At 74.3% G+C, this 12,450-nt stretch carries 8 protein-coding genes; 2 read left to right on the plus strand and 6 right to left on the minus strand.

Features of this window, described 5'->3' with window-relative positions; translation table 11 throughout:
• Positions 1 to 47: 47 nt before the first annotated feature.
• Positions 48 to 2,378, plus strand: a complete 2,331-nt coding sequence (locus tag ACQF4J_RS04860; protein ID WP_427164719.1) for a heavy metal translocating P-type ATPase — start codon at positions 48 to 50, stop codon at positions 2,376 to 2,378.
• A 128-nt stretch (positions 2,379 to 2,506) separates the two neighbouring features.
• Entirely contained in the window at positions 2,507 to 2,773 is a 267-nt protein-coding gene (locus tag ACQF4J_RS04865) for a 2TM domain-containing protein (protein ID WP_351563776.1), read from the plus strand.
• Between the two features lie 22 nt (positions 2,774 to 2,795).
• On the opposite strand, the gene ACQF4J_RS04870 is transcribed toward ACQF4J_RS04865, so the two are convergent.
• The 6 genes from ACQF4J_RS04870 to ACQF4J_RS04895 form a co-directional block, all read right to left on the minus strand.
• Positions 2,796 to 4,304, minus strand: a complete 1,509-nt coding sequence (locus ACQF4J_RS04870; RefSeq protein WP_427164720.1) for a hypothetical protein — start codon at positions 4,302 to 4,304, stop codon at positions 2,796 to 2,798.
• Positions 4,305 to 4,476: 172 nt separating this feature from the next.
• On the minus strand, positions 4,477 to 5,334 hold the full coding sequence (locus ACQF4J_RS04875; protein WP_351804770.1) for a metallophosphoesterase family protein: 858 nt from the start codon (positions 5,332 to 5,334) through the stop codon (positions 4,477 to 4,479).
• A 104-nt stretch (positions 5,335 to 5,438) separates the two neighbouring features.
• Positions 5,439 to 7,883 (minus strand): ABC transporter permease, encoded by a 2,445-nt coding sequence (locus tag ACQF4J_RS04880; RefSeq protein ID WP_427164722.1) that lies wholly within the window; start codon positions 7,881 to 7,883, stop codon positions 5,439 to 5,441.
• 20 nt (positions 7,884 to 7,903) lie between these two features.
• Positions 7,904 to 8,653: an ABC transporter ATP-binding protein gene (locus ACQF4J_RS04885; RefSeq protein ID WP_427164724.1), complete on the minus strand. Its 750-nt coding sequence runs from the start codon at positions 8,651 to 8,653 to the stop codon at positions 7,904 to 7,906.
• A gap of 155 nt (positions 8,654 to 8,808) precedes the next feature.
• A complete protein-coding gene (locus ACQF4J_RS04890; protein WP_427164726.1) occupies positions 8,809 to 11,508 on the minus strand; it encodes a cation-translocating P-type ATPase in 2,700 nt (899 codons plus the stop codon).
• Positions 11,509 to 11,510: 2 nt separating this feature from the next.
• Entirely contained in the window at positions 11,511 to 12,392 is an 882-nt protein-coding gene (locus tag ACQF4J_RS04895) for a universal stress protein (RefSeq protein WP_427164728.1), read from the minus strand.
• Positions 12,393 to 12,450: the final 58 nt, after the last annotated feature.

Below are 12,450 nucleotides of genomic sequence, written 5' to 3' on the forward strand. Positions count from 1 at the left end.
AGAGACCGGCGTGGCGGCCGCCGCGCCGCCCCACCGAGGTGTGTGTCATGAACCACTCCGATCGCATCGCACGACTGCGCCGCCTGCCCTCCGCAGTGGTGAGCCCACGGCTCGAACCCGTCCTCCTGGCCGTCACGGCGGCAGCTCTGACCGGCGGCGTCATCGCCTGGCTCGCGGGCGCCGGGGGCCTCGCCGACCTGTTCTGGGGCCTGGGCACCGTGTCCGCCGTCGTCCCCGCGGTGGGGTGGGTGCTGAGCGCGCTGCGGCGCGGGCAGGCGGGCGTGGATCTGATCGCCGTACTCGCGCTCGGGGGCACGCTGGCCGTCGGCGAGTACCTGGCCGGTGCGCTGATCGCGCTCATGCTCGCCACCGGCCGCACTCTGGAGGCGGCCGCCCAGCGGCGGGCCTCCCACGACCTGCGCGCCCTGCTCGAACACGCCCCCCGTTCGGCGCACCGCCGCACGGACGCCGGGGTCGACACCGTGCCGCTGGCCGAGGTCGCCGTCGGCGACCTGCTCGTCGTGCGGCCCGGCGAGGTCGTCCCCGTGGACGGCCGCGTCGAGAGCACGGCCGCGGTCCTCGACGAGTCGGTGCTCACCGGTGAGCCGCTCCAGGTCGAGCGGATCCAGGGCGAAGGAGTGCGCAGCGGTGCCGTGAACGCCGGGGGCGCCTTCGAGCTGCGGGCGACCGCCACCGAGCAGGACAGCACCTACGCCGGGATCGTACGGCTGGCCCAGCAGGCGGGGGCCGAATCGGCGCCCGTCGTGCGGCTCGCCGACCGGTACGCGGCCTGGTTCCTGCCCCTTTCCCTCGTGGTCGCGGGCCTGGCGTGGCTGATCAGCGGCTCCGCCGTACGCGCGGTGGCGGTCCTGGTCGTCGCCACCCCCTGCCCGCTGCTGCTGGCCGCCCCGGTGGCCATCGTCTCCGGCCTGTCCCGGGCCTCCCGCCTCGGTGTGGTCATCCGTGACGGCGGCGCCCTGGAGAACCTGGGCCGCGCCCGCACCCTGCTGCTCGACAAGACCGGCACCCTCACCCGAGGACGTCCGCGCGTCCTCGACGTCACCGCCGCCCCCGGCCTGAAGCCCGCCGAGGTACTGCGACTGGCGGCCTCGCTCGACCAGTACTCGCCACACGTCCTGGCCCAGGCCATCGTCGACACCGCCCGGGAACGCAAGCTGGAGCTGTCGGCCCCCACGGACGTCACCGAGGAACCGGGCCGCGGCGCCACCGGCGTCGTCGACGGACACCGGGTCTCCATCGGGCGCCTCGGCCGCGAGGACGAACCTCCCGTCTGGGCCAAGGCGGTCGACAACCGCGCCCTCCTCGACGGTGCGGCCATCGCCTGGCTCACCCTCGACGGCGAACCCGCCGGCGCCGTCCTCCTGCGCGACCCGCTGCGCCACGACGCCCCGCGCACCCTGCGCCACCTGCGGGCCGCCGGCATCCAGCGGCTGCTGATGCTCACCGGCGACCGCGCCGCCCCGGCCCACGAAGTCGCAGCCGTCCTCGGCCTGGACGAGGTGCGCGCCGAACTCGGCCCGGCCGACAAGGTCGCCGCCGTCCGCGCCGAGCGCGAGCGCGCGGTCACCGTGATGGTCGGCGACGGCGTCAACGACGCCCCCGCCCTCGCCGCCGCCGACATCGGCGTGGCCATGGGGGCCCGCGGCTCCACGGCCTCCTCCGAAGCCGCCGACATCGTCCTGACCACCGACCGCGTCGACCGGCTCGCCGACGCCGTCACCATCGCCCAGCGCGCCCGCCGCATCGCCGTACAGAGCGCCCTCGGCGGGATGCTGATGTCCCTGGCCGCCATGGCCGCGGCCGCCTTCGGGCTGCTCCCGCCCGCCGCCGGCGCCCTGCTCCAGGAGGGCATCGACGTCGCCGTCATCCTCAACGCCCTGCGCGCCCTGCGCGTCGACCAGGCCGCCCGCCCGCCGCTGACACCCGCCGCCGAAGCCCTCATCCACCGCTTCGCCGCCGAACACGACGACCTGCAGGACGTCCTCGAATCCGTGAGGGCCGCCGCCGACCGCCTCTCCGACACCCCAGGACCCAAGGCCCTCGCCAGCGTCGAGGAGACCCACCGGCTGCTCACCGAACGCCTGCTGCCCCACGAGTACGCCGAGGAGCACCAGCTCTACCCCGCCCTCGCCCCCACCCTCGGCGGTCCCGAGGCCACCGCCACCATGAGCCGCGCCCACACCGAGATCGAACGCCTCTCCCGGCGCATCGCCACGCATCTGCAACTGGCGCACGCCGAAGGCGGTCTGGCGCCCGAACAACTCGACGACCTGCGCTCCTGCCTCTACGGCCTCAACACCGTCCTGCGCCTGCACTTCACCCAGGAAGAGGAGAACTACTTCTCCCTCGCCCCGTAGACACCCCGCCCGGCGACCTCCCAGCTGGCGGGGACCAACGTCCCGCCGGTGCGGGACGAACGGCCCCGAACTCCTCGCGCCGACGGCGGGACGATGAAGGTGAGGCGATTCCCCGAGGGGGTGACGTCATGACTCACACCAGTACGTCACCGGACTACGAGCGGGCACGGACACGTGCCCAGAAGAAGCGGAAGTGGCGCGGCGACCTGATGGCGTACGCCATCATCAACGCCTTCCTCATCGGCGTCTGGGCGATCACCGGCCTCGGCTACTTCTGGCCGGGCTGGGTCCTGGGCGTGTGGGGCCTGTTCCTGGTCCTGTCCGCATGGGACCTGTACTTCCGCCACGACGTGACAGCCGAGGAGATCGAACGAGAGCTGCACAGGCACGCATGACCACGTGTCCCCGGACCTGCCTCTACGGGTGCGGGAGCGGGCTGAGATAGGCGTACACCGGTCCGTCCAGGTGGACCGGGTGCCAGCCGCGCGCGTACGACGGCGCACGGCCGGTGGCGGTGGTGAGGACCGCGACCGGCATGCGCCGCGCGGTCCGCGCGAGCTGCGCGGCCGTCGTGTTGGCGTTGTGCCCCTTCGTCGCGGCGGAGGAGCATCCGGCGTAGAACGCGATCGGTATGGGCGGCGTGTCGGTGCCGTGGCTGGCGACCACACAGGGCGGCCGGACACCCGCGCGATGCAGCGCGGCGGCCGTGCGCGCCCAGTCGCGATGGCTGGCGGTGGCGCGGTCCACGGTGCGTTCCAGCACCACGTACTGCACCGCCAGATGTCCGGCCAGCCCCACCGCGACGAGCACCGTGGCAAGGCCCCGCCATGGCTTGGCCGGCGCCGTCACCAGCCACACGAGCGCGTCGGCGACCGGAACGGCCACCAGGGCGTAGGCGGGCAGGAGGAAGCGGGGCGCCGCGTAGTCGATCATGAACAGGTAGGGGGCCGCGGCCGTCGCGGCGCAGGCCAGCGGCAGCAACGTGGGCAGGCTACGGCGGGCCCGGACGGCGATCAGCAGTCCAACGGCGGCGAGCACGGGCAGCGCCAGCCACCAGGCGTACACCGCCGGATGGGGCATGGCTCCGGTGCACGGGCGGCACAGCGACCGGCCGCCGAGGCTGCGCAGTTGGTCGTCGACGGCGAGGTTCCAGCCCAGCCCGCCCTGGATGTCGGAGCCTTCGGACAGCCGCTCGGCGACACCGCCGAAGCTCACATACGCCTCGACCACCCACTGAGCCGCCCCGGCGACCAGCCCTCCGACCAGCGCGAGCAGCAGCCGCGGCTGCCGGAACCGCCGGACGGCCGGCGGCAGCACGAGCATCGGCAACGCCGCCCACACGGCGTCCGTGGGCCGCATCAGGGCCATCAGCGCCGCGCTGAACGCCAGCCCCCACAGCGGGGCGCGGCGGGTGCGGTCGGCCGCGGCCCGCAGGAAGCAGCCGACGGCGGCGAGCGCGCCGAGGGCCACCCAGAGGTTGGCCATCGCCTGCGGGCCGTAGAACAGGGTCACCCACAAGGTGGCGAACAGCGCGCCGCCGGCGGCCAGGACGCGCGCCGGGAACACACCCCGCCAGCAGCGCAGGGCCAGGTACAGGCCGAGCCCCGAAAGCAGCGCCAGGTACACCCGCAGTAACGGTGTCGACGTCGACCAGGCGGCGACGGGCGCCACCAGCACGGAGACCCCGCGGGTGCGTGGCGCGCTGAAGAAGGCCGCCGGTGCCTGCGGGCTGACCTGGCTGACGTACACCGTCTCGTCCCAGCCCAGACCCATGCCGGGCCGGACGAGGACCAGCTGCGCCAGGGTGAAGGCGGCCGCCACCAGCGCCGGCCAGGCGCGGCCGTCCCGGCGGCCCCACCACGGCTCGTCGTTCAAGGGCACTTCGCTCCGGACGACACTGGTGTCCGCGTGCAGGTTTCTGGTCATGTCCCCGCTCCCCCTCGCAAGATGGTGACCTTCCGCTGCCGCACATGGCGCAGGCACGGCGGACAGCCCATGAACGGCAGGGAACGACACCGCCAACGTAACGCGCCCCGGGCACGGACGCGGGCCGGTGCTCGGCCGGACGTGGCACCGCGACGGGCCGCGCGGGCGCGCCTCACGGACGCGGCACGGGCAGGACGACGCGGTCCAGGACAGCGCCGTCGTCGCTCACAGCGGTCACGGTCACGCGGGTCGCGCCGACCTCGACGGCGGTGAAGTGGTGACGCGAGGCTGCGGCCGCGCGGTGCGGGGTACGGCAGCCCGACGCGACGGGGTACAACTCGGCGCCGCCGCCTCCCGTCACGATGTACGTGACCCCGCGCGGCGAGGTGAACCGCTGGTAGTTGTGGTCGTGGCCGTTCAGCACGAGCGTGACGCGGTGGCGTTCCAGGACGGGAACCCAGCGTGCGTCCACGGCGGGCGTGGACCCGTGCAGGGAGCAGGACCAGGCGGGCTGGTGGAAGACCACCACGCGTACGGGTGGTCCGGCGGCGGACAGGCGGTCCTCCAGCCAGTGGGTCTGGGCGGCGTCGGGGCGGTCGGCGTCGAGGAACAGCAGCTGCACGCCGGGCAGCCGCTTGGCGTACGGCACCTTCGGCAGGCCCAGATGACGCAGTTCCGCGTTCCCGTGGCCGTTCTGGACGTCGTGGTTGCCGAGGGCGACCCACATGGGGCGTCGCAGGGTGCGGTAGGGCTGGTCGAGCCGGGACGCGAACAGGCTCGGGCTGCCGTCGGGATAGACGTTGTCGCCGGTGGTGACCAGCGCGTCCACCCGGTGCCCGGTGCGCGCCCAGGTCCGCATGGCCCGGGCCACCGCGCGCTGCGCCGCGTCGCCGGTGCCGAAGTCCCCGAACGCGACGAAGCCCGACCGTACGTCCGCCGCACGCGACGCGGATACGGGCGGGGCCGGGGGTGTCGTGCCGGCGGCCGGTCCGGACCGCCCGCCGCACGCGCTGCCCGACAGCAGGATCACGGCGGCGCCCAGGGCGGCGCGGCGGAGCAGCCGGCACCGGGGGCCGACGCGCCCGGTGGGTCCCTCCCGGCGGGATTGGCACCTGTTCGGTGACCCGTGCCCGGTCATTCGACCACTCGCAGGGTCGCGGGGATGTCCATGCGCCGCAGACGGCGGGCGGTCAGCAGCGGGGTGAGGGCCACGGCGACGATGCCGAGCAGGAGCGCGGTCAGATAGGTGCCCGGGGCGAGGGTGACGTCGAAGCCGATCTCCGGCATGGTCCGGGCGAGTTGGACCCGGACCATCCAGCGGTCGATGCCCTGGCCCAGCACGATCCCGGCGGCGGTGCCGAGCGTGCCGAGGAGGGCGCTCTCGGCCACGGCCATGCCCAGGACGCTACGGACGGGCAGTCCGAAGGCGAACATGGTGGCATTCTCCCGGGAACGCTCGTCGGCGGAGATGCTCGCGGCGTTGAAGGCGATCAGCACCGCCAGGGCGAGGGTCACACCGGCGGCGATGTCGAGGATGCCGGTGAACTCCTCGACGCCCTTGCGCAGCGCGTCCACGCTCTCGGTGGCCGTCTGCACCCCGGTCACCCCGGGGGTGGCGAAGAGGGTCCGCTTGAGCGAGCCGGGATCGGTGCCGGAGGCGGGCAGCACCTCGACCGCGTTGGTGGTCCCGGCGAGTCCGAACAGGCCGGCCCGCGACCGGTCGAGGTAGGCCACCGTACGCAGCGGGTTGGGATGTACGGCGGCCACCGTGACGCGGCTGTCCGTGAGGGCGAACGTCCCCTGTGCCGAGCGTCGGGGGTGACGCAGGACCAGGGAGTCGCCCGGGCGGACGCCGAGGTCGTGCGCGGCCTTCTCCGAGAGCACCAGACCACCGGGGTGGCGGCCGAGGCTGCCCGCGGTGAGCGTGGGCCGCCACCCACCGCCGCCGAGGTCGCGCAGTTCGACGAGCAGGGTGACACTCCTGCCGTCGGCGTCGCGGGCGGTGGCGGGCACGGTCAGCAGGGGTGCGGCCCGGTCGACGCCGGGCGCGGCGGCCACCGCCCGCACCCGGGCGGAGTCGTCGGCCCGGTAGCCGTCGAGCTGGGCGACGACCCGGCCGCCGCCACCGCGGGTCGCCTCCTGTTCGCTGTCGCCGAGCATCGCGCCGAACGAGTCCAGCATGCCGAAGACGGTGATCATGATGGCGACGGCCGCGCCGATGCCGAGCGAGGTGAGCACCGTCCGGCGCGGGGTACGCAGCACATTGCGCAGGGGCAGCTGCCGGTAGCCGCGTCCGGGAACGGGCAGGCGGCGCAGCAGCGGGGCCAGGCCGCCGCCCCGCGCGGCCAGGTGGCCGACCCTGATGGCGTCCACGGGACGGACGCGGACCGCCCGCCACACGGGCCAGGCCACGGCGAGCAGCGGCAGGGCGAAGCCGAGCAACGCGGCGAGCAGGAAGGTGCGGTACTGGAACGGGGTGTTCCAGAGGGGCAGGGGCAGCAGGTCCGTCAGCAGGCCGGCCATGGCCCGGCTGACGACCGTGCCGACGCCGAGCCCGAGAGCGACACCGAGCAGGGCGATCTGGACGCCCAGCAGCATCGGCCGGGCGGCGATGCGCGTCCGTGGCACCCCCAGTGCCATGCCGATCCCGATCTCCCGGCGTTGCGCCTCCACGACCCTGCTGGTGAGGTTGAAGGCGCCGAACGCCGCTCCCAGCAGCAACAGCAGCGCGATGATGTCGAAGAACCTGGCGTCGCCGTTGATGTCCTCGTACAACGCGTGGTAGCCGACCTCGTCGTCGCGGACGGTCACGGTGCCGGACAGCGGAGCGGGACCGCGGCCGAGCGCCCGCTCCAGCCGGTCGGCGACCGCTTTCGGGTCCGTGCCGGGGGCCAGGGTCAGGACGACCTCGTTGACCTGCCCCGGGGCGTCTGCCAGCCGCTGCGCGGTGGCGAGGGGCACGAACAGCACCGCGAAGCCGGATTCGCCGATCATCGGGATGCCGCTGTCGGACGCCGGGCTGAAGTAGTCGGGCGCGGTGCCCTGGCCGACGTAGTGGACACGGGTGCCGCCCGATACCCGTACGGTGCCGGAGGACGGCAGGTCGTGGTGGCGGGCGAAGGCGCGCTCGAGCACGGCGACCGCCCGGCCGCCTTCGTCGGCGGTGACCTGCCTGCCCGTGTAGACGTGGACGCGGTCCACGGCCGTGCCGGCGGCCGCCCCCACCAGCCTGCCCGCCACGAGTACCTGGCGTCCGTCGTGTGCGGCGGCGACCTGGGTGGGGACGACGAGGCGTTCGGCGACCGACCGGACGCGGTCGCCCGACGGTGTTGCGGTGACCAGTCGCCGCAGGGTGCCGGCGGGCGCTGTGGTGCCCTTGGTGAGGGTCACGCGCACGTCGTGCATGCGGAGCTTGGCGTAACTGGCGTCGTAGGACCGGGTGCGCCAGTCGGCGGTGCCGGTGAAGCCCGCGTAGGCGCCGGTGCCCAGGGCGATGGTGAGGGCGATGGCCAGCACCAGCACCCACCGCTGCCGCAGGTCCCGCCAGGACCAGCGGAGCCACATCAGCCGGCTCGTCATCAGCGCATCGCCGCCCCCCGCTACCAGCGCAGCTCGGAGACGTCCGCGCGGCCCACCAACGGCGGGCCGTCGCTGACGACGCGGCCGCTGGAGAGCTCGATCACGCGGTCGGCGACCCGGGAGATCTCCCGGTTGTGCGTCACCACCAGCACCGTCTTGCCCGCCAGGGCCTGTTCCCGCAGCAGCCCCAGGATCTGCACGCCGGTCCCGAAGTCCAGTTCACCCGTCGGCTCGTCCGCCAGCAGCACCGGGTTGCCGGTGGCCAGCGCCCGCGCGATGGCGACCCGCTGCTGTTCCCCGCCGGACAGTTCGTGCGGGAAGTGCCGCACGCGGTCCCCGAGCCCGACCTGCCCCAGGGTGTCCGCGGCGAGCCCGCCCGCGTCCCGTCGGCCGGCGACGTCGGCGCCGAACTGCACGTTCTCCAGGGCGGTGAGACCGGGGAAGAGGTTGAAGCTCTGGAAGACGAAGCTCACCGTACGACGGCGGAAACGCTGCAGTTCACGGGGGCCGGCGGCGGTGATGTCCTGTCCGGCGATCCGGATCCGTCCCGCGCTCGGCGCGTCGAGCGCCCCCATCAGGTTGAGCAGTGTGGTCTTGCCCGATCCGGAAGGGCCCAGCACGACGACGAAGGCGTTCTCGTCCACGTGCAGATCGACGTCGTCCAGCGCGGTGACGGTGGTCTGCCCCACCCGGTAACGACGGCACACCCCGTCCAGGTCGATCCTCGTACCCGTCGCCGCACGGCCGGCCGTCCCGACTGCGGTGTCCACGTCGGCCACCTCCTGACCTCGCTTCGCTCAGGCCGTCGCGTGCCACCCGCTCCCGCGACCGACGCTATGCCGGCCGGCATACGGTCCCAAGGGCCGTTGGGCCCGGACATCCTGCCGATGAGCCTCTCGGCAGGACGCCCCGTCCGCGTCGGCGGTCAGCCGGACGGGCGGAAGAACCGCGTGCGCGCGGCGCGCCAGAGGTGTTCGGTCAGGAGCACGGTGGAGGCGGTGGCCAGGCAGATCGCCCACTGGGCGAGATCGAGGGAGACGGTGTCGAACACGCCGTGCGCGAACGGCACTTGTACGGCGACGACCTGCAGGACGAGGACGACGGCCAGGCAGCTCCACAGGACGCGGTTGTGCAGTTGGTGGCGGCCCAGGACGGGGCCGTCCTCGCTGCGGGCCGTCAGGGCGTTGCAGAGCTGGTAGAGCACGAAGGTGGTGAACGCCATGGTGGCGGCGGTCGTCTCGTCGGTGAGCTGTCGGGCGGCGGCGAAGACCGCGACCGTGCCGAGGGCCATGACGGCACCGGAGCGGGTGATGGCGGTCAGCCGGCGCGCGTTCAGCATGCGTTCGCCGGGGGCGCGGGGCGGGCGGTGCATGACGTCGTCCCTGGGCGGGTCGACGCCCAGGGCCATGGCGGGCGGCCCGTCCATGATGATGTTGATCCACAGCAACTGGATCGCGGACATGGGGGCGGGCAGTCCGGCCAGCACGGTGACCAGGAGCGTCATGATGGCGCCGATGTTGGTGGACAGCTGGAAGCGGACGAAGGTCACGATGTTGTCGTAGATGGAGCGGCCCTCGCGCACCGCGCGGACGATGGTGGAGAAGTCGTCGTCGGTGAGGACCATGTCGGCGGCCTCTTTGGCGACGTCGGTGCCGGTCCCGCCCATCGCGACGCCGATGTGGGCGGCGCGCAGGGCGGCGGCGTCGTTCACGCCGTCACCGGTCATGGCCACGATGTGGCCGCGCCGGGACAGGGCGCGGACGATGGCGACCTTGTGCTCGGGGGCGACGCGGGCGAAGACACCGATGTCCTCGATGCGGCCGGCGAGGTCCTGCTCGCTCATCCGGGCCAGGTCGGTGCCGGTGAGGACGTCACCGGTGATGCCGAGTTCGCCGGCGACGGCGGCGGCGGTGTCGGCATGGTCGCCGGTGACCATCTTGACGGCGACGCCGGCGCCGCGGGCCAGGGTGACGGCCTCGCGGGCCCGCGGGCGCGGCGGGTCGGCGATGCCGGCGACCGCGGTCAGGGTCAGCCCCGTCACCTCCCGGGCGGCCGCGTGGTCGGCGGTGGCGGCGGCGAGGACCCGCAGGCCCTTGCTGCCCATCCGCCGGGCGACCTCGGTGACCTCGCGTCGGCGCTCGGCGGTGAGCGGCGCGGGGCCGTGCGCGGTCAGTACGTCGGTGCACCGGTCCAGGAGGACGTCGACGGCGCCCTTGACGTGGACGCGGGTGCGGCCGTCGGTGCCGGTGTGGAAGGTGGCCATGTACTTGACGGCGGGGTCGAAGGGCACCTCGCCGTCGCGCGGGGTGCGGGCGCGCAGGGCCTCGACGTCGAGGCCGGTCTTGGCGGCGAGTACGACGAGGGCCGCCTCGGTGGGGTCGCCGATGGGGCCGTCCGGGGTGAGGCGGGCGTCGTTGCACAGCGCGAACGGCCGGACCGCGTCGAGCAGTTCGGCCGGCTGTCCGGGTCCGGTGGAGCGGACGGTGCCGGCGGTGTCGTAGCCCTCGCCGGTGACGTCGTAGCGGCGGCCCGCCGCCCACAGCGCGCGGGCGGTCATCTCGTTCAGGGTCAGAGTGCCGGTCTTGTCGCTGCACACCACGGTCGCGGAGCCCAGCGCCTCGACCGAGGCCAGGCGTTTGACGATCGCGCCGCGGCCGGCCATGCGGTAGACGCCGAGGGCCAGGGTGAGGGCGATGACGGCGGGCAGCCCCTCGGGGATCGCGGCGACCGCCAGGGCCACCGCGCGCAGCGCCAGGTCGGCCAGGTCCTCGCCGCGCAGAAGCGCGACGAGCGCGTAGGCGGCCACGGCGACACCGCTGACCAGGGCCAGGCGGCGGCCCAGACTGTCCATCTGGACCGTCAGCGGGCTGGGTGGTTCGCCCTCGGTGCGCAGGGCCTCGGCGATGGCTCCGACCTCGGTGCGCATGCCGGTGGCGGTGACGATCATCTCGGCGCGGCCCCGGGTCAGCGCGGTGTTCATGAAGAGCATGCCGGTGCGCTCCGCGACGGGGACGGCCCCGTCGTCGGCCGCGCTCGGCGCCGTGGTCTTGGCGACCGGCTGGGACTCTCCCGTCAGCGCGGCCTCGGCGGCCTCGACGGATGCGGCAACCACGAGACGGCCGTCGGCGGGGACCCGGTCGCCCGCTTCCAGCAGGACCGTGTCGCCGGGCACCAGGGTGCGGGCGGGCACCTCCCTCACGCGGCCGTCGCGGCGCACCCGGGCGGTGGGCACCAGCATCTGCCGCAGGGCCTCCAGGCTGCGTTCGGCGCGGCGTTCCTGCAGGTAGCCGAGGGTTGCGTTGATGAGCAGGACGATGGCGATGACGACGGCGTCCCTGATGTCGCCGATGATCCCGGCGACGACGGCTGCGGCGATCAGGATGCCGATCAGGAAGCTGCGGAACTGATCCAGCAGGCGCAGCCATTGCGGCCGGCGGGCGGGTTCGGCCAGTTCGTTGGCGCCCCATGTGCCGGCGCGGTGTTCGGCGTCGGCCGTGGTCAGGCCGGTGGCCGGGTTCACGCCGAGCAGGGCGGCCACCTCGTCGGCCTCCCGCCGGTGAGCGTCCGTCACCGGTTCGGCGAGGGGCTCGTGGAGCGCCGGCGTGGACGGTGCCTGCTGGGGCATGGTCACTCCTTGCCTCGGACGACGGTGACGGGGCAGTGGGCGTGGTGCAGGAGGGCCTGGCCGACGGAGCCGAGGAGCAGGCCGGTGAAGCCGCCACGGCCCCGGGCCCCGACCACCATCAGCTGGGCGCCCCGGCTGGCGTCGATGAGGGCGGGGCGGATCCGGGAGCGCACCAGGCGCCGCTCGACGTCGATCGTCGGCCGGTTCTCACGGCGGTGTGCGACCGTCTCGTCCAGCAGGCGCTGCTCGGCTTCGCGGAGGTGGTCGACGTCCGACACGACGGCGATCGGCGGGGCACCGGGGCTTTCGTGGGTGCGCGCACTCCAGGTGTTCCACACGTGCAGGGCCACCAGCGGTGCGTCGCGCAGCGCCGCCTCCGTGAAGGCGAACTCCACCGCCGCCTCCCCCGCCGGGGAGCCGTCCACGGCCAGCAGCACCGGGCCGGCGGGGGCGGGGCGGCCGCGGACCACCATCAGCGGACAGCGGCCGTGAGCGGCCAGTTGCGCCGCCGTCGAGCCGAGCAGCAGCCCGGCGAAGGCGGACCGGCCCCGGCCGCCGACCACCGCCAGCGCCGCCGAGCGGGACTCGACCTCCAGCACCTCGAGCGTCTCGGCGGCCACCACCGACAGGAAGACGTCGATGTCCGGCGCCGCCTCGGACGCCCGTTCCTCGGCCCGGGTCAGCACCCCTTGCACCGTCGGCTCAAGCAAGGGATCGAACGGGGGCCAGGGCGCCGCGCCGGGTGGGAGGTACGGCGGAGGGGGGCCGCAGGCGTGCACGATCCGCAGGGGCGCATCCCGGAGGTGGGCCTCACGGGCCGCCACCGCGACCGCGTTGAGGCCGGAGACGGAACCGTCCACTCCGACGACCACCGGATCACTCATGGCGCGCTCCCGTCCCGAAGGACCACCGGAGAGCGGTCGCTCCCAGCTTCCGCCTCCC

Origin of the sequence: Streptomyces sp. C1-1, assembly GCF_050214755.1 — a bacterium.
Taxonomy (GTDB): domain Bacteria; phylum Actinomycetota; class Actinomycetes; order Streptomycetales; family Streptomycetaceae; genus Streptomyces.